16 protein-coding genes are annotated in these 18,434 nt (G+C 61.8%); 4 read left to right on the top strand and 12 right to left on the bottom strand.

The annotated features are described in order from the left end of the window. Positions 1-39: 39 nt before the first annotated feature. Complete coding sequence (gene fghA, locus E4P32_RS04795; RefSeq protein ID WP_280649365.1) at positions 40-921, bottom strand: S-formylglutathione hydrolase; 882 nt, start codon at positions 919-921, stop codon at positions 40-42. Beyond that, positions 890-1,996 carry an S-(hydroxymethyl)glutathione dehydrogenase/class III alcohol dehydrogenase gene (locus tag E4P32_RS04790; protein WP_116433896.1) on the bottom strand — a complete coding sequence of 369 codons (1,107 nt, stop codon included), beginning with the start codon at positions 1,994-1,996 and terminating at the stop codon, positions 890-892. Before E4P32_RS04790 ends, fghA begins: the two co-directional genes overlap by 32 nt. Before the next feature lie 451 nt (positions 1,997-2,447). Between E4P32_RS04790 and E4P32_RS04785 the strand changes: the two genes are divergently transcribed. Then, positions 2,448-5,603: an EAL domain-containing protein gene (locus tag E4P32_RS04785; protein ID WP_116433021.1), complete on the top strand. Its 3,156-nt coding sequence runs from the start codon at positions 2,448-2,450 to the stop codon at positions 5,601-5,603. 170 nt (positions 5,604-5,773) lie between these two features. After that, positions 5,774-7,363 (top strand): ABC transporter substrate-binding protein, encoded by a 1,590-nt coding sequence (locus E4P32_RS04780; RefSeq protein ID WP_116433022.1) that lies wholly within the window; start codon positions 5,774-5,776, stop codon positions 7,361-7,363. Here the strand turns inward: E4P32_RS04780 and E4P32_RS04775 are convergent. Next, positions 7,332-7,538: a hypothetical protein gene (locus E4P32_RS04775; protein WP_135008705.1), complete on the bottom strand. Its 207-nt coding sequence runs from the start codon at positions 7,536-7,538 to the stop codon at positions 7,332-7,334. The genes E4P32_RS04780 and E4P32_RS04775 overlap by 32 nt on opposite strands. On the opposite strand from E4P32_RS04775, the gene E4P32_RS04770 reads away from it, so the two are divergent. After that, complete coding sequence (locus tag E4P32_RS04770; RefSeq protein ID WP_199525574.1) at positions 7,527-8,072, top strand: hypothetical protein; 546 nt, start codon at positions 7,527-7,529, stop codon at positions 8,070-8,072. The genes E4P32_RS04775 and E4P32_RS04770 overlap by 12 nt on opposite strands. Positions 8,073-8,154: 82 nt before the next feature. Here the strand turns inward: E4P32_RS04770 and E4P32_RS04765 are convergent, their stop codons facing one another. Next, the gene (locus E4P32_RS04765; RefSeq protein WP_116433023.1) at positions 8,155-9,390 is read right to left on the bottom strand and encodes an MFS transporter; all 1,236 of its coding nucleotides are present in this window, start codon (positions 9,388-9,390) and stop codon (positions 8,155-8,157) included. 148 nt (positions 9,391-9,538) lie between these two features. On the opposite strand from E4P32_RS04765, the gene E4P32_RS04760 reads away from it, so the two are divergent. Beyond that, a complete protein-coding gene (locus tag E4P32_RS04760) occupies positions 9,539-10,588 on the top strand; it encodes an NADP(H)-dependent aldo-keto reductase (protein WP_116433024.1) in 1,050 nt (349 codons plus the stop codon). A gap of 71 nt (positions 10,589-10,659) precedes the next feature. On the opposite strand, the gene E4P32_RS04755 is transcribed toward E4P32_RS04760, so the two are convergent. Genes E4P32_RS04755 through E4P32_RS04720 form a run of 8 tightly spaced genes read right to left on the bottom strand, consistent with a single transcriptional unit; the run spans position 10,660 to position 18,429 of the window. After that, entirely contained in the window at positions 10,660-11,676 is a 1,017-nt protein-coding gene (locus E4P32_RS04755) for a TRAP transporter substrate-binding protein (protein ID WP_116433025.1), read from the bottom strand. 43 nt (positions 11,677-11,719) lie between these two features. Continuing rightward, positions 11,720-12,844, bottom strand: coding sequence for a zinc-dependent alcohol dehydrogenase family protein (locus E4P32_RS04750; RefSeq protein ID WP_116433026.1), 1,125 nt, complete (start codon positions 12,842-12,844; stop codon positions 11,720-11,722). Between the two features lie 27 nt (positions 12,845-12,871). After that, a complete protein-coding gene (locus E4P32_RS04745) occupies positions 12,872-13,642 on the bottom strand; it encodes a glucose 1-dehydrogenase (protein WP_116433027.1) in 771 nt (256 codons plus the stop codon). 8 nt (positions 13,643-13,650) lie between these two features. Continuing rightward, positions 13,651-15,084: an aldehyde dehydrogenase family protein gene (locus E4P32_RS04740; protein WP_116433028.1), complete on the bottom strand. Its 1,434-nt coding sequence runs from the start codon at positions 15,082-15,084 to the stop codon at positions 13,651-13,653. Between the two features lie 55 nt (positions 15,085-15,139). Continuing rightward, positions 15,140-15,808: an ATP-binding cassette domain-containing protein gene (locus E4P32_RS04735; RefSeq protein WP_116433029.1), complete on the bottom strand. Its 669-nt coding sequence runs from the start codon at positions 15,806-15,808 to the stop codon at positions 15,140-15,142. A gap of 1 nt (position 15,809) precedes the next feature. After that, entirely contained in the window at positions 15,810-16,553 is a 744-nt protein-coding gene (locus E4P32_RS04730; protein WP_116433030.1) for an ABC transporter ATP-binding protein, read from the bottom strand. An 11-nt stretch (positions 16,554-16,564) separates the two neighbouring features. Further along, the gene (locus E4P32_RS04725) at positions 16,565-17,524 is read right to left on the bottom strand and encodes a branched-chain amino acid ABC transporter permease (RefSeq protein WP_348533502.1); all 960 of its coding nucleotides are present in this window, start codon (positions 17,522-17,524) and stop codon (positions 16,565-16,567) included. Continuing rightward, positions 17,524-18,429 (bottom strand): branched-chain amino acid ABC transporter permease, encoded by a 906-nt coding sequence (locus E4P32_RS04720; protein WP_116433031.1) that lies wholly within the window; start codon positions 18,427-18,429, stop codon positions 17,524-17,526. The genes E4P32_RS04725 and E4P32_RS04720 overlap by 1 nt, the downstream gene beginning before the upstream one ends. Positions 18,430-18,434 lie beyond the last annotated feature (5 nt).

The following is an 18,434-nucleotide window of genomic DNA, read 5'->3' as shown; positions in this document are numbered from 1 at the left end:
TCACGGGACGAGCGCTTTTTTCATGATCGCTGAAAACGTTCAGGCCGACAGGATGCGATGATGGAACCGCAGATGATCTTCCATGAAGGTCGAGATGAAGTAATAGCCGTGGTCGTAGCCGTCATGCCGGCGCAAGGTCAACGGCTGCTTGGCCTGCGCGCAGGCAGCTTCGAATTCCTGCGGCAACAACTGCTCCGCGAGGAATTTGTCGGCCAGTCCCTGGTCGATCAGGATGCCTTGCGGGAACGGCGTCGCGGCCTTGCGCATGAGCGCGCTGGCGTCATGCTCCAGCCAGGTCGCGCGATCGCCGCCGAGATAATTGCCGAACGCCTTCTCACCCCACGGACATTGCGACGGTGCAGCGATCGGCGCAAACGCCGACACTGAGCGATAGACGTCGGGATGGCGCAAGGCCAGCGTCAGTGCGCCATGACCACCCATTGAGTGGCCGAACACGCCGACGCGCGCAGCATCCGCCGCAAACTCGTTCACGATCAACGCACGCAGCTCCTGCACCACATAAGACTCCATGCGGTAGTGCTTGCTCCACGGCGCCTGCGTGGCGTCAAGATAAAAGCCGGCGCCGACGCCGAAATCCCAGGACTCGCTTTCACCCGGAATATTCGCCCCGCGCGGACTGGTGTCCGGCGCCACCAGCATGACGCCAAGTTCAGCGGCGACGCGCTGGGCGCCGCCCTTGATCATGAAAGTCTCTTCGGTGCAGGTCAGGCCGGCCAGGTAAAACAGCACCGGCACCGGCCCCTGTTTCGCCTGCGGCGGCGTGAACACCGAGAAACGCATCGGCAGGCCGATCTCTTGCGAGTCGTGCTTGTAGAAGCCCTGCACGCCGCCGAAGCAGGCGTGCTCGCTCAACAGTTCCAGCGCCACGTCAGAACTCGACGACGGAGCGGATGGATTCACCGCTCTTCATCAGGTCGAAGCCTTCGTTGATGCGTTCCAGCGGCAGCTTGTGCGTGATCAGGTCGTCGATGTTGAGCTTGCCTTCCATGTACCAGTCGACGATCTTCGGCACATCGGTGCGGCCGCGTGCACCGCCGAAAGCGGAGCCCTTCCAGACCCGGCCGGTGACCAGCTGGAACGGACGCGTGCTGATTTCCTGGCCGGCTGCGGCCACGCCGATGATGATCGACTGGCCCCAGCCCTTGTGACAGCATTCCAGCGACTGGCGCATGGTGGTGGTGTTGCCGATGCACTCGAAACTGTAATCGGCGCCGCCGTCGGTCAGGCCGATGATGGCGTCGACCACGTTGGAGACGTCCTTGGGATTGATGAAATCGGTCATGCCGAATTTGCGCGCCATGGCTTCACGGCCGGGGTTCAGGTCGACGCCGATGATCTTGTTGGCACCCACCATCTTGGCTGCCTGAATCACGTTCAGGCCGATGCCGCCGAGACCGAACACAACCACGTTGGCGCCCGCCTCCACCTTGGCGGTGAACAATACTGCGCCGACGCCGGTCGTGACGCCACAGCCGATATAGCAAACCTTGTCGAACGGCGCATCTTCACGAATCTTGGCCAGGGCGATTTCAGGAACAACAATGTAGTTGGAAAACGTCGACGTGCCCATGTAGTGGAACAGCGGCTTGCCGTCCAGCGAGAAGCGGCTGGTCGCATCCGGCATCAGGCCGCGGCCCTGGGTCGAGCGGATCGCCTGGCACAGATTGGTTTTTTGCGAGAGGCAGAATTTGCACTCGCGGCATTCCGGCGTGTACAGCGGAATGACGTGGTCATCCTTCTTCAGGCTCTTGACGCCGGGACCGACGTCGACCACCACGCCCGCGCCTTCGTGGCCGAGGATGGCCGGAAAAATGCCTTCCGGGTCGGCGCCCGACAGCGTGTAGTAATCAGTATGGCAAATGCCGGTGGCCTTGATCTCGACCAGCACTTCACCGGCCTTGGGGCCGCCCAGTTCGACTTCCTCAATGGTCAACGGTTTGCCGGCTTGCCAGGCGACTGCTGCTTTGGTCTTCATGAATGTCCCTTTGATCTGTTGATGGAAAATGTCGGCGTACTTATAGAATTTGTCGGCGTGCACTTGGCGCAGCGGAGACGCCTGCCCGGCGCATTGCGAACGGATCGCATTTCCGGACCAGGCCGTGCACAAAAAACAGGCAACCGCGATGCCCTCCGCCGAAGGTCCGTATTATCGCATTGCCTGAAGGAATTGGTTTACAAGGAAATAATTGTCCTTCGCTCAAGGAAGCAGAACTTTGACCGTAAACCATCTGTCTGCACCAGATCACACCTGATCGACGGATGACAAAGCATTCTGCTTGCGGTATGGTTAATCCATAAAGAGACGATTCACAGAAGAAACAAAATAAGGATCGATCTTGCCGAGCAACATTCCTTGCGGACAAGAACAATTACCGGGGGACACCGGTTTTGTTTTGATTACAGCAACATCACTCAATACTGGGCAAATGGGAAAAGGGATAAAGTCGCTAGGAAGGGCAACCAGTACGTTACGGACCTTGCTTTTTTTTGTGGTGTTCGTCATCGCCGTCATCAGCGCTCAGACCTGGTGGGAAGTCGAGCAGGATCGACAGCTGACGATCGCCTCCGAAAAAGGCAGCTCCATGGTGGCCGTGCGCAGCGTCGAAGAACACGCCGAGCGGATCCTGGCCGATATCGACCACATGCTGGCGTCGACGGCGGTGGCCATCCAGACTGCCGACCAGCACATCCTCGACGACGATGTCGGCCTCTATCAGTTGCTGGCCGATGAAAAGCAGTCGCTGGCGCCGGTGCAGTCGCTGCGTTTCGTCGACCTGACCGGCGTCAGCCGCGCCAGCTCCATGCGCGTCGGCGCCACCGAGATCGAACTCAACGACCTGCAATTGCGCGAGGTCGACGCCAATCCTGCCCTACCGCACTACTTCGTCGGCATGCTCGCCAAGAGCCGCTACAACCAGGAGCTGGTGCTGCCCGTCGCCCGCAATCTCTACATGCGCGGACAACATGTCGGCATGATCGTGGCCGAGCTGCGCGTCTCCTATTTCTTCGACTTCTACAAACGCATCACCAACTACCAGGCCATCGTTTCGCTACGCAAGGACGACGGCTCGCTGATGATTCGCTCGCCGTTCGAGGAAGCCTGGCTGAACAAGAGCCTGCGCGACGCCAGGAGCATGGTCAACATCCGCAACGGCCCGGCTGAAGGCGCCTTCGAGGAGGCTTCGGCGCTGACCGGCGAGTACCTGTTGTTTACCTACAAGAAAATCCCCGGGGCGGGCATGGTCGCCGTCTATGCGCGCCGCATGGATGACGTGCTGTCGCCATGGAAGAGCCGCACCCTCAACCGCATCCTGCTGTCGATCGGCATCAGCGGCTTCATCGTGCTGGCGCTGATCGCCTTCCTGATCTATTACAACTACAAGCAGAAGCGCGACGACGTGCTGACCGAAAGCGAACACCGCTATCGCAAGCTGTACGAAGAAGGCAACGACCCCATCGTCCTGCTCAGCCCGGACATGCTGTACATCGACTGCAATGCGGCCGCCGTGAAGTTCTTCGGCGTCGCCGACAAGCAGCGCATCATCGGCAAGAAGGTCGGCCTGTTCTCGCGTCAGAGCGCCTTGCAATTGCAACAGCCCGACATCGCCGAGCTGATCGAAAAGGCCATCGCCGGCGAGCCGCAGCAGTTCGAATGGGTCACCATTCGCCGCCACAAGATCATCTATACCGACGTCACCATCAACCGCACCGAGCTGGACAAAGGCTTCGCGATTTTTGCGATCCTGCGCGACATCAGCGCCCGCAAGCGCGCCGAGCTGCTGCAGGGAACGCAGAATCGTATCCTGCACCTGGTCATGACGGACGCCGACCTGGAAGACATCCTCAAGGAAATCGCGCTGTTCGCCGATTCCCAGATTCCGCAAAGCATCTGCTCCATCCTGCTGCTCAACGACGACAACACGCATTTTTCGGCGATCATCTCCGCGCGCCTGTCCGACCGCGCACGGCATGGCTACCTGACCATGCCGATCGCACACGGGAACGGCGCCAGCAGCGAAGCCGTGATCACACGCATGCCCTACGTGGTCGGCGACATCCAGAGCGATCCGGTGATGCGCAACGCGCGCCAATACATCCACCTGGAAGAGTTTCCCTCGTGCGGTTCCTGGCCGATCATGGGCAAGGAAGGCCAGGTGCTCGGCGTGTTCTCGGCCCTGCTCAAGGAGCACGGCATCCCCAGCAGCGAATACCTGCACCTGACCGGCGTCGCGGCCGATCTGGCCAGCGTCGCCATCGAAAGCCGCAAGGCCGAAGAGCGCATCCGCCATCTCGCCCATTACGACGAACTGACCGGCCTGCCGAACCGCTTCCTGTGCACGCAGCACATCAGCAACGCCATCGCCCACGCGGAACACCGCGGCGGCCAGGTCGCCGTGTTCCTGATGGACCTGGACCGCTTCAAGAACATCAACGACACCTTCGGTCATGAAACCGGTGAAGCGCTGCTCAGCGAAATCGCATTGCGCTTCCGCCACTGCCTGCGCGAACTGGATATCCTGGCGCGCGTCGGCGGCGATGAATTCATCGTCCTGGTCGACGATTACGACGATCCGCTGCAACTCGGCGAGATCGCCCAGAAACTCCTGTCGGTGGCACGCAAGCCGTTCGACATCAGTGGTCACGAATGCCAGCTCAGCGCCAGTATCGGCATCGCCACCTATCCGACTGACGGCCCCAATGCGCAGACGCTGATCAAGAATGCCGACATCGCCATGTACCGCGCCAAGCACAACGGCAAGGACGACTACCGCTTCTACTCGGACGAGGTCAACACCCACACCGTCGAACGCATCGCCCTTGAAACCGAGCTGCGCCGCGCCATCGAACGTCGCGAATTCGTGGTGCACTACCAGCCCAAGGTGGAGCTCGCCAGCGCACGCATCGTCGGCGCCGAAGCGCTGGTGCGCTGGCAGCATCCGGTGCGCGGCCTGCTGCCGCCAGGTGAATTCATCGGCCTGGCCGAAGAAGCCGGCCTGATCGACCAGATCGGCCTGCTGGTGCTCGACAGCGCCTGTGCCGACATCGTCAAGCTCAACCAGCTCGGGCTGCCGTTCGGCCGCATCGCCATCAACCTTGCCGGCAGCCAGTTCAACGACGACAACCTGCTGGCCGACATCCAGCGCGTGGTGCAGGCGCGCGGCGTGTCCTCGGCCAGCCTGGAATTCGAAATCACCGAAAGCATGGTGATGCACAACCGCGAACAGGCCATCGCCATCATGGACGGCATCCGCGCGCTCGGCTTCACGATCTCGATCGACGACTTCGGCACCGGCTACTCGTCGCTGGCCTATCTCAAGCGTTTCCCGGTCGACAACGTCAAGATCGACCGCTCCTTCATCACCGACATTCCGCACGACGCCAACGGCAGCGCCATCGTCCAGGCCATCATCGCGATGGCGCACGCGCTCAACCTCAAGGTCGTCACCGAAGGCGTGGAAACCGAAGTGCAGTTGCAAGCCTTGCAAGTATTCGGCTCCGACGAATACCAGGGCTACTTCTTCAGCCGCCCCATCCCGCATGAGCAATTCGTGGAACTGCTGCAGCGGTACGTGCCGACCTGAACGATCGTCGGCGCTGCTGTCTGTCAGTACGGCAAAAAATCCTTAATGCATGTACATTGACGTTTTCCATGCGGTCTCCGCATAAGCAAATAGGAACATTGTTGCACTCGCACCAACAAGTCCTAATAGAATAAGCCTGCTTCAAAAATCATTCATTCATGGGAGTCGTGATGGCATTGTCCTTCAAGAAAAAATTGCTCAGCCTGGCGTTCACCGGCCTGGCCGCCGCCGCCGTGCTGCCGTTGACCGCACACTCGTCGCTCGCCGCCGAACTCAAGCTCGGCCTGTTTGCCGACGTGTCCACACTGGACCCGCATTTCAACAACATCGCGCCGAACATTTCCTTGTCGTCGCACCTGTTTGACGCGTTGGTCAACGTCGACGCGACCGGCAAGCTGATCCCGGGCCTCGCGGTATCGTGGAAAGCCGTCGATCCGACCACCTGGGAATTCAAGCTGCGCCGCGGCGTCAAGTTCCATGACGGCTCCGACTTCACCGCCGAAGACGTGGTGTTCTCGCTCGACCGCCCTGCCACGCTGACCAACAGCCCCGGCCCGTTCACCAGCTACACCAAGCAGATCATCGGCAAGGAAATCGTCGATCCCTACACCGTGCGCCTGAAGACCGCCGCACCATATGGCCCGCTGGCGCTGGATGTGAGCACCATCTTCATCGTCTCCAAGAAGGCGGCGCAAAACGCCACCACCGAAGACTTCAACAGCGGCAAGGCGCTGATCGGCACCGGTCCGTTCAAGTTCGGCAACTTCAAGCGCGGCGACAGCATAGAGCTGATCCGCAACGACAGCTACTGGGGCGGCAAGGCCGACTGGGACAAGGTCACCTTCCGTATCCTGACGTCTGACGGCGCACGCCTGGCCGCCTTGCTGGCCGGTGAAGTCGACGCCATCGACAGCGTACCGCCGGCCGACGTACCGAAGCTGAAGACCAATCCGAAATTCAGCCTGGTGCAACGCACCTCGTGGCGCACGATTTTCTGGACGCTGGATCAGTCGCGCGACAAGACGCCTGACATCACCGACAAGTCCGGCAAGCCATTGGACAAGAATCCGCTGAAAGACATCCGTGTCCGCCAGGCGATCTCCAAGGCCATCAACCGCCAGGCCCTGACCGAACGCACGCTGGAAGGCCTCGGCACGCCGGCTTCCAATATCGTTGCGCCGGGCATCCTCGGCTATGCCGACAACCTGAAGGTCGAGAAATACGATCCTGAAGGCGCCAAGAAGCTGCTGGCCGCCGCCGGTTATCCGAACGGTTTCGCGCTGACGCTGCATGGTCCGAACAACCGCTACATCAACGATGAGCGCGTGGTGCAGACCGTGGCGCAGTTCCTGAGCCGCGTCGGCATCCAGACCAAGGTCGAGACCTTCCCGCTGTCGGTCTACTTCGGCAAGGCGCGCAACGGCGACTTCAGCGTCGCGCTGCTGGGCTGGGGCACGCTGGCCGGCGACTTCGGCTTGCGCACACTGGTCGGCACCACCGACGCGACCACCGGCTGGGGTTCGTGGAACTGGGGCAAGTACAGCAATCCGCAAGTGGACAAGCTGGTGCAATCCTCGCTCGGCTCGGTCGATGAAAAGCAACGTCAGGAGTTCGCCAAGCAAGCCGCCACCGTGGCGCTGAACGACTACGCCGTGATCCCGCTGCATCACCAGTATGCGACGTGGGCGGTGCGCAAGGGCCTGAAGTACACCCCGCGCATCGACGAATTCACCTTCGCGCATCAGTTCCATCCGCAGTAAGCACGTCACGATGAAAAAAGGCCTGCCGGTTATCCCGCAGGCCTTTTTTCTTTTTCGGACGCATGTCGTCGATATCGTCAATATCGTTGATGTCGTTGTAATATTTCGCCAGTCCGTCGCGACTCACGTACGGCGTCCCGCCTTCTTCCATGATCGATAAAACATGACCATACATTTCCTGCGTTCGTTTTCCTTCGTCGCTGCTGCCTTCGTACTTTCACAGGCACACGCGCAAGCCACCGGCGACATCGTCGAACTGCCGCTGGTCTCCGGCTGGTACGACGGCAAGGTGGTGCGCTACGTCACCACCGACGTCTCCGACAAAAAGGCAGCCGTCGAGATGGGCGCCAACTACGTGCCGCGCCTGGCCAACGCCATCAATCAAGCGCGTCAGCCCGGCCAGCCAAGTGCGGTCGAGCGCATCTATGCATTCGCGAATTTCAAGCAAGGCGGCGTGCTGCCGTCACTGCCCTCGCCCATCGGCGCGTCCAACGCCAATCTCAACTACTCACCGCTGTGGCAGGTGCACAAGGTCACGTGGCTGACCGGAAAGCAGCCGCGCATATTGAAGTCGGAAGAAGAAGTGCTGGCCGCTGAAGAAGCCGGCCAGGTGAGCATTGAAAAGACCAATCTGGTGGTCAATTGCCCGGTGGTGTTTTCGGAAGCGGACGGGCCGCTGCCGCATGTGAAGATCCGTCTCGCCAACTAGGGTCTCGATGGCGTGATGTTTCTGTGATTATTCCGTGATTATTCCGTGATTATTCCGTGATTGTTCCGTGATTGTTCCGTGACTATTTCTTGCTGGTGTTGTCCACCAGACGATCGACATGGAACAGTTGCGGGAACAGCCTGATCCACAGCGCCACCACCACCAGCGTACCGATGCCGCCGATCAACACCGCCGGCACCGCGCCGAACCACGCGGCGGTCAGTCCGGACTCGAATTCGCCAAGCTGGTTCGAGGTGCCGATGAAGACGGAATTCACCGCGCTCACGCGGCCGCGCATTTCGTCGGGCGTCTCCAGCTGCACAAAGGTCGAGCGCACCACCACGCTGATCATGTCCGAGGCGCCCAGCACCACCAGCGCCAGCAACGACACCACGAAGGACTGCGACAATCCGAACGCGATTGTCGCCAGGCCGAAAATCCCCACCGCGATGAACATGGTGCGACCGATGCGGCCCTTGAGCGGATTCCGCGCCAGGAAGATCGCCACCGACAAGGCGCCCACCGCCGGCGCCGAACGCAGCAGTCCGAGTCCGACCGAATTGGTGTGCAGGATGTCGTGCGCATACACCGGCAGCAGCGCCGTCGCGCCGCCCAGCAGCACCGCAAACAGATCGAGCGAAATGGCGCCGAAGATCGCCGGCTTGCTACGAATGTAGGCAATCCCGGCAAACACGGATTTGAGCGTGGCGTTCTCGCGTTTGCTCGGTGGCGTTTCCACCTTGATCATCGACACCAGCACGCTGCACAGCACGAACAGGACGCAGCTGGTGATGTACACCGTCGACGGTCCGGCCACATACAGGAAACCGCCGATGGCAGGTCCGATGATGATCGCCACCTGCGTCGCCGATGCCGATCCTGCCACCGCACGCGGCAGCAATGAAGGTTGTATCAGCGTCGGCAGCATGGCCGACATGGTCGGCTTGCTGAAGGCGCGGCCGGCGCCGATCACGAACACGATGGCGAAGATCGCTTCCTTGGTCAGCCAGCCGCCGAGGCTGCCCGCCGCCAGCAAACCGGCGGCGATCGCCTCCACCAGGATGCTGAAACGCGCGACTTGACGACGGTCATGGCGGTCCGCCACATGGCCGACCACGAACACCAGAAACAGCGACGGAATGAATTGCACCAGCCCGACGATGCCGAGATCGAACGGACTATGCGTGAGTTGATAGACCTGCCAGCCGACGGCGACGATCTGCATTTGCAGTGCAATCGTCGAGGCTACGCTGGCGAGCCAGAACAGTCGGAAAGAGCGGTGATGTAACAGCTGTTCTGGCGCGATGGCGGAAGTCATTGGCGAGGATTTTTCTTGTGCGGGATGGTGCGTGAAAGCGGGTGCTGCGAGGATTGCAGCGCGCGGATATACTACTTCATTTCCCGCACGCCGTCTTTCGCGTTTGCCTGGTCTTTCGCGCTCCTGCGCTTTCCCAAAGGATTCATACATGCAATACCGCCCACTTGGCCGCACCAACATCAACGTCAGCCTGATCACACTCGGCACCATGACCTGGGGTGAACAGAACACCGAAGCTGAAGCGCACGCACAGCTCGACTACGCCACCGAACGCGGCATCAACCTGATCGACGTCGCCGAAATGTATCCGGTGCCGCCCAAGGCGGAAACGCAAGGCCTGAGCGAACGCTACCTCGGCACCTGGCTCAAGAAGTCCGGCAAACGCGACCAGTTGCTGATCGCCACCAAGGCCACCGGCCCTGCCCGCAAGCCGCACAACCCGCGCCACGTGCGCGGCGGCATCAACAACTTCGACCGCAAGGGACTGACCGAGGCGCTTAACGGCAGCCTCGAACGCCTGCAGCTCGATCACGTCGACCTGTATCAATTGCACTGGCCGGATCGCAGCGTCAACAGCTTCGGGCAGCTCAATTACGCACACGTCGCCGATGAAGATACCGTCCCTATCGACGAGACGCTGAGCATCCTGTCCGAGTTCGTCAAGGCCGGCAAAATCCGTCACATCGGCTTGTCGAATGAAACCTCGTGGGGCGTGGCGCAGTTCCTGCGCGCGGCCGAGAAGTTCGATCTCGAACGCATCGTGACGATCCAGAATCCTTACAATTTGCTGAATCGCAATTTCGAAATCAACCTCGCTGAATTCGCCCACCGCGAGCAAGTCGGCCTGCTGGCCTATTCGCCGCTGGCCTTCGGCGTGCTGTCCGGAAAATATGAGAACGGTGCTCGCCCTGCCGGCGGTCGTCTGACTTTATTCGAACGCTTCGCCCGCTACACCAACCCGCAAGCCGAATCGGCCGCCAAGGCCTATGTTGCACTCGCCCGCAAGCACGGCATCGATCCGGCGCAACTGGCGCTGGCCTATGTCAACAGCCGCCCGTTCGTGACGTCGAACATCATCGGCGCCACCACGCTGGAACAGCTGCGCAGCAACATCGACAGCCTGTCGGTGCAACTGTCGCCGGAAATCGTCGAGCAGATCGACGCGATCCACAAGATGCAGCCGAATCCGGCGCCCTGAGTTCCGATTCAGCGTCCCAAACAAAAAGCCCGCCGGTTTGCGCCGACGGGCTTTTTTAATATTGCAGCGAATTACTTTGCGCCGAGATTGGCGGTCTCCTTGTAGATTTCCTGGATCAGGTCCTTGCCGACGCGCGACTCCATCGTCTTGTGCACCGGCAGCAAGGCCTTGCGCCATTCGGCCTTTTCGGCGTCGGTCAGGTAGTACACCTTGGTCTTGCCGGAAGCCTTGATCGCCGCCAAGGCGTCTTCATTCTCTTGCTGGGCGATGGCGTTGGCGTAGCGGGTGGCATCCTTCATGGCCGACTCGAGCTGGCCGCGCACATCCGGCGGCAGGCTGTCCCAGAATTTCTTGTTCACAATCACCGCGTAGCCGATGTAGCCGTGATCTGACACGGTCAGCTGCGATTGCACTTCATGCACTTTCTGCGAGTAGATATTGGAGGGTGTATTTTCGCTGCCGTCGACCACGCCGGTCTGCATCGCCTGGTAGACCTCGGAGAACGCCAGTACCTGCGGATTGGCCTTGAGCGCACGGAACTGCTCGTCCAGCACCTTGGACGACTGGATGCGCATCTTCATCCCTCGGAAATCGTCGACCTTGTGCAGCGGCTTGTTGGCGGTCATCACCTTCATGCCGTTGTCCCAGTAGGCCAGGCCCTTGATGCCCTTGGTTTCCAGTTTCTTGAACAGGTTCTGGCCGATCGGTCCTTCGGTGATGCGCGCCAGCACCGCGCGATTGGGGAAGATGTACGGCAGATCGAAGACTTCATATTCCTTCACGCCCAGCGGACCGAACTTGGCCAGCGACGGCGCCAGCATCTGCACCGCGCCGAGCTGCAAGGCTTCCAGTTCTTCCTTGTCCTTGTAGAGCTGGCTGTTCGGATAGACCTCGACCTTCACGCGCCCTTTGGTGCGTTCTTCGGCCAGTTGCTTGAACCGCTCCGCGCCCTTGCCCTTGGGCGTGTTGTTGGCCACCACGTGACTGAACTTGATGACGATGGTCTGCTGCGCCAGCGCCGGTGTTGCCTGCAGTGCGAATGCCAGCAATGCTGCGGTCGTAGCCGCAGCGAATAGTTTTTTGGTCATGCTTTGTCTCCTTTGTGACGCCATTGCAAAAACAAAAAAGCAATCAGAAAACGATCAGATCGCGCAATCCTTCCCCTGAAGCCAGACGGTCGAAGCCGCTGTTGATATCCGACAATGCCAGCCGCTGCCCCATCAGTTTGTCGATCGGCAAGCGGCCGCTTTTATACAGGCCGATGTAACGCGGGATGTCGCGCAGCGGCACGCAGGAGCCGATGTAGCTGCCCTTGACCGTGCGCTCTTCCGCAACCAGGCTGACTTGCTGCAAGGCCCATTTCTGGTCGGGCGCGGGCAAGCCCGCGGTGACCGTCATGCCGCCGCGGCGCGTCATGCGATAGGCGGCTTCCATGGCCTGCACCGAGCCCGCCATTTCGAAGGCATAGTCGACGCCGCCCTTGGTCAGCGCCCTGACCTTTTCCACTGCGTCCGGGTCGCGTGCATTGACGGTGGCCGTAGCGCCTAGCGATTTGGCCAGCGCCAGCTTGCTGTCGTGCAGATCGACCGCGATCACTTCGCGTGCGCCCGAGGCCAGCGCGCCCAGCATGGCGCACAAGCCGACGCCGCCCAGTCCGAGCACGGCGGCGGTGGTGCCGGCCTTGACCTCGGCCGTATTGACGGCAGCGCCGACGCCGGTCAGCACCGCGCAGCCGAACAAGGCGGCTTCAATCGGATCGATGTCGGCCTCGACCTTGACGCAGGAGCGGCGCGACACCACGGCATGGTCGGCGAAGGCCGACACGCCCATGTGATGATTGACCGGCTTGTTCTGCGCACGCAGGCGCAATGCGCCCGACAGCAGTTGGCCCTTGGTGTTGGTTTCGGCGCCCGGCTCGCATAGCGCGGGACGGCCTTCCATGCACGGCAGGCAATGACCGCAGCTCGGCACGAACACCAGCACCACGAGGTCGCCGCGTCGCAGGTCGGTGACGCCGGCGCCGACCTCGAGTACTTCGCCCGAAGCTTCATGGCCCAGCGCCATCGGCACCGGCCGCGGACGTACCCCGGTGATCACCGACAAGTCGGAGTGGCACAGGCCGGCGGCACGCATCTTGACCAGTACTTCGCCGGGTCCGGGCGCGTCGAGATCGAGCTCCTCAATGCGCAAGGGACGGCTGCTGGCAAAAGGTTCGACGGTGGTTGTTTCTCTCAATACTGCTGCCTGAATCTTCATGATGTCTTCTCCGGTTCGAATGAATCCTCAGATGATACGACCACCATCGACCGGCACTTCCATTCCGGTCAAAAAATGCGAGGCGTCAGTGGCGAGGAACACGGCCACATTGGCGACGTCGGCGCCTTCGCACATGCGTCCCAGCGGGATCGTGGCGATGAAGCGCGCGCGGTTCTCCGGCGTGTCGGGCACGCCCATGAACTGCTCAAGCAAGCCGGTCGCACCCATCACCGGGCAGATCGCATGCACGCGGATGCGATCCGGCGCCAGTTCGACCGCCATCGATTTCGACAGCATGTTGACCGCGCCCTTGGAGCTGTTGTACCAGGTCAGCCCGGGGCGCGGACGGATGCCCGCCACTGAGCCGACATTGAGCATCACACCGCCGCGATCCTTCTGCTGCGCATTGCGTTCACGCATCAGCGGCAACACCGCGCGCGTCATGTGGTAGATCGACTTGACGTTGATCGCGTACATGCGGTCGAAGGTCGCCTCGTCGACATCCTGCATGGGCTGGTTGCGATGCGTGGTGCCGGCGTTGTTGACGATGATGTCGGGCACGCCGAAACGGTCGACGCAATGCTTGACGGCGGCATTGACGTCGGTCGCGCTGGTGACGTCGCAGATCACGGCGCTGGCCGCGCTGCCGAGTTCATGCGCCAGCAACTGCGCGCCGTCGTAATTGATGTCCGCCAGCACCACCTTGGCGCCTTCGCGTACATAGGCGCGTGCGATTTCAGCGCCGAAGCCGGACGCCGCGCCGGTGACGATGGCGACCTTGTCGAGTAACTGAGTCATGGCGCGCCTTATTTGTAGTAGTGAACGACGGTCTTGGTGGTGCTCATTTCTTCCAGCGCCAGCAAGCCCTTCTCGCGGCCGTGGCCACTCTTCTTGACGCCGCCGAACGGCAATTCGACGCCGCCGCCGGCGCCGTAGCAGTTGATGAAGACCTGGCCACTCAGCACACGCTGCGAGACGCGCGCCTGGCGTCCACCGTTCTCGGTCCAGATGCCGGCGGCGAGACCGAACTCGGTGGCGTTGGCCAGCTCGATGGCGTCTTCCTCGTCCTTGAACGGGATCGCCGACAGCACTGGTCCGAACACTTCCTTGCAGGCCAGCCGGTGATCGCGCGGCACGCGGCCGAAGAAGGCCGGCTTGACGAAATAACCGTCGGCCGGCAAATCCTTGCCGAAGGCGCCTTCGGCCAGCAGCGGCACGCCCGATTCGACCGCTTCGCTGATGAACTTGCGCACGCGATCGTATTGCTTCTTGTTGACGATGGGGCCGCAATCGAGATCCATCTCGGGCGTGCCGACCGTCACCGCCTTGAAGCGCTCGGCCACCGCCGCGACGAACTTGTCGTAGATGCTTTCCTGCACCAGCAGGCGGCTGCCGGCCGAACAGGTTTGGCCGGCGTTCTGCGTGATGGCCTTGACGATCACCGGCAGCGCCTTGTCGAAGTCGACATCTTCAAACACGATCTGCGGCGACTTTCCGCCCAGTTCCAGCACGCAGGCAACATGGTTGCGCGCGGTCGCTTCCTGCACCATCACACCGACTTCAGGCGAACCGGTGAAGGTGGCGAAGTCGATGCCGGGATGCGCGGTGAGCGCGGCACCAGCTTCATGGCCGTAGCCGGTGACCAGGTTCAGCGCGCCCGGCGGGAAGCCGGCTTCGATGGCCAGCTCGGCGATCTTGATGCCGCTCAGGCAAGCGTCTTCCGACGGCTTGAGCACGGTGGCGTTGCCCATCGCCAGCGCTGGCGCCAGCGAACGGCCGAACATCTGCGCCGGATAATTCCACGGGATGATGTGCGCGGTCACGCCGTGCGGCACGCGCACCAGGCTGACGTTGTAGCCTTCCAGGTAAGGAATGGTTTCACCGTGAATCTTGTCGGCGGCGGTGCCGTAGAACTCGAAATAACGCGCCACTACCTTGACGTCGTTGCGCGCCACGGTGATCGGCTTACCGGTGTCGCGCGCTTCCAGCTGGGCGATTTCTTCGGCGTTGACGAGGATCAGTTCGCCCAGTTTCTGCAGCAGGCGACCGCGCTCGGTCGCGGTCATCCTGCCCCATGGCCCGCTCAGCGCACGGCGTGCCGCGTCCACCGCCAGCTTGACGTCGGCTTCGCCGCCGCGCGAAATGCTGCTGAACACCTTGGCGTTGCTGGGATCGATGACGTCGATGGTGCGTTCGTCCTGAGCCGCTTGCCAGCGGCCGTCTATCAGTATGGTTTTCATGTGTGTCTCCGGTAGGTTAAATTTTTGATTCAGCTTTTCGATTCAGCTTGTCGGTTCAGTGCACGGGCGCGGCATGCGTTAGCTCTCCGCGCTCCAATGTGAGGGTGTCGTCGGGCAGGTCGCGCAGCAGGCTGCGGTTGGATTCGGTGACCACCACGCAGACTTCGCTGTCGATCTCGCGCAGGCGGCGCAGCGATTCGCCGTACTGTGTCGCCAGCACCGGCGCCAGTCCCTGGAACGGCTCGTCCAGCAGCACCAGGCGCGTACCGGCCATCAGCGCGCGGCCGAGTGCGGCGATCTTGCCCTGGCCGCCGGACAGCGCAGCGCCCGAGCGCGGCAGCATTTCCTTGAGCTGCGGCACCACCGTCAGGGCTTTCTCCAGGCGACGGTCGACTTCTGCAGTGGACAGGCCCAGCACGTCGCACGGCAGGCGCAGGTTTTCTTCCACGGTGAAGGTCGGGAACATCACCCGGTCTTCCGGTGCATAGCCGATGCCGAGCGCGACGCGGCCATGCGCCGGCACCGCAGCCAGGTCGCGGCCGTCGAACTCGATCACCCCCTCCTGCAGCGGAATCAGGCCCATGACGGCGCGCAGCAAGGTGGTCTTGCCGGCGCCGTTGCGCCCCACCACGGCCAGCAGGCCGCCGGCGCGGAACTCCGTCTCGATCTGGCGCAGCACGGTGATGCCGGCGATGCGCGCGCTGACGTTCTTGATTTTCAGCATGTCATTCTCCGATCACGTTGCGGCGGATTTCAGGATTGGCGAGGACTTCCTGCGGCGGTCCGTCGGCGGCGATGCGGCCCGAAATCCAGGCCGCCACGCGCGTCGCGTACTGCGTCACGATGTCGACGTCATGCTCGACGAAGATCGAAGTGATCTTCTGCTCGTCGAGTACACGCATGATGATCGCCATCAGTCCGTGCTTTTCATCCGTGGACACGCCGCTGGTCGGTTCGTCCATGATCAGCAGCTTGGGCTGCAACACCAGCGCCATGGCGATGTCGAGCAGCTTGCGCTGGCCTTCCGGCAGCAGCGAGCACAGTTCGTCGGCCCGGGAGCGAAGACCAACCAGCTCCAGAATGTGGTCGACTTCCGTCGCCGGGATCGCGCGATCGAGCGGAGTCCAGATACGCAGGCGCCCGGTCCGTCCGGCTGCCGCCAGCTGTATGCATTCGCGCACGGTGTGCTCAAGGAACAGCTGCGGCAACTGGAACGACCGGCCGATGCCGCGCTGGACGATGGCGCGCGGCGACAGACGTGTGATGTCACGGCCGTCGAAGCTGACCGTGCCGCCGCTGGGCCGGATGAAGCCGGTGCAGATGTTGATGAAGGTGGTCTTGCCGGCGCCGTTCTGGCCGATCACCGCCAGGCGTTCTCCGGGATGCAGCTCGAAGTTGATGTTGTCGGCCACGACAAGACCGCCGAAGGCCAGTTGCAGTCCGCTTGTTTGCAACAGAGGCTGGGTCATGGATTTTTGGCTCACTTTGGCTCCTTCCGGAACAGCAGGCCGGACAAGCCGGTCGGCACGAAGAACACCAGCCCGATCAATACAAAGCCCAACACCATCTGCCAGGCGCCGGTGAACAGCGCCGCCGAGTACAGCTTGACGAACTCGAACACCAGCGCACCCAGGAACGCACCGACCGGATGGCCGACGCCGCCGAGGATGGAGATGAACACGATCTCGCCCGAACGCACCCAGTAGCCCATCTCCGGCGTCACCAGCCCCTGCATCAGCGCAAACATCGCACCCGACAAACCGCATAGCGCAGCCGAGATGACGTAGCCGATCCACAGCGCCCGGTTAGCCGAGAGACCGACGTATTCCAGCCGCGTCTCGTTGGTCTTGACCGCAGTCAGCGCCTGCCCGGCGATGGACATCATGTAGCGTTGAACGCCCCAGGCCAGCGCCACCGCCAACACCACGGCCACGACCAGCAAGGTGGTTTCAAAACCGTCCCGCTCCATGCGCACGCCGAAGAAAGTCGGACGCGCCAGACGAATGCCGTCGGTGCCGCCGGTCAGGCTGTAGAACTTGCCGAGGATGGAGAACAGCACCATCGACAATGCCAGGTTCAGCATGCCGAAGAAGATCGCCCGGTAGCGCACCACGAACAAGCCGATCACCATGCCCATGACCGCGCCGAACACCGTGCCGAGCAGGATCAGCACGGCGCTGTCGAGCTCCGGCATGGCGCGCGCCGTGAAGGCCACCGCATAACCGGCCGCGCAGGAAAACATCGCATGGCCGAACGACAGTTGTCCGGAACGGATCAGGATGGAGACGCCCAGCGCAGCGATGCCGAAACTGGTTGCCACCACCATCGGCGTTTTGAGCCAGGGCCAGATCATCGGCAAGCCCAGCGCGAACAGCACCAGCAGGACGCCGGCTATTTTTATTTTCGGCGATGTCATTTTTGACGTTGTTGTTTTTGTCATCACACCCTCCTCGCCTGAGCCACGGAGAACAATCCCTGTGGACGGAACAGCAACACCAGCACCATGATCAGGTACGGCACCAGCACTTCGCTTTCAGGCTGCAGATAGACCGCGAACGAACGCGTCAGGCCGATCAGGATCGCCGTGATCAGCGTGCCTTCGATCTGCCCGAGACCCGCGGTGGCGACCACCGCGAACGACAGCACGATCATGTCGGCGCCGATGCCCGGCACCAGCGAGGTCGTGGGCGACGCCAGCGCGCCGCCGAGGGCGCCCAGCATCGAACCGACCACGAAAGTCAGCAGGCAGATGCGACGGGCGTCGATGCCCATCGCCATCGCCACCTCGCGGTTGTGCGCCACGGCGACAATCTGGCGCCCGGTGCTGCTCGACTTGAGGAAATGCCGCAAGCCGAAGAACACCACCAGCGCCACGCCCGGCAACACCATCAGCTGATAGCGCGTGTACGTAATGCCAAGCACCTCGGCCACGCCGAGATAGTTGACGATGTCGGAAACGAAATAAGGCTGGGAGCCCCAGATCAGCCGTTGCAGATCTTCAAAGATCATGAAGGCGGCGAAGGTCACCAGCAACTGCAGTATCTGTTCCTTGTGATAGATACGGCGCAGCAGGAAGATTTCCATGACGGCTCCCATGACGGCGCCGACCACCAGCGCGGCCACCAGCAGCCAGACGAAGGACCACGCCGGCGAAAATTTCGCAGCGACCGCCCACATCCCGAGGGTCGCGGCGAAATAGCCGCCGAAGGCGTACATGCTGCCGTGCGCCATGTTGAGGATCCGCATCACGCCGAACACCAGCGTCATACCCAGCGCCACCAGAAACAGCAGCGCCGCGTATGACAACCCGTCCAGCATGGCCAGCAAGAATAATTCCTGGTTCATGTTGT

Origin of the sequence: Herbaspirillum sp. 3R11, from assembly GCF_004563925.1 — a bacterium.
In the GTDB taxonomy this organism is placed as follows: domain Bacteria; phylum Pseudomonadota; class Gammaproteobacteria; order Burkholderiales; family Burkholderiaceae_D; genus Herbaspirillum.
The sequence above is the reverse complement of the archived record's forward strand: the minus strand, read 5'-3'. Positions and strand labels throughout refer to the sequence as shown.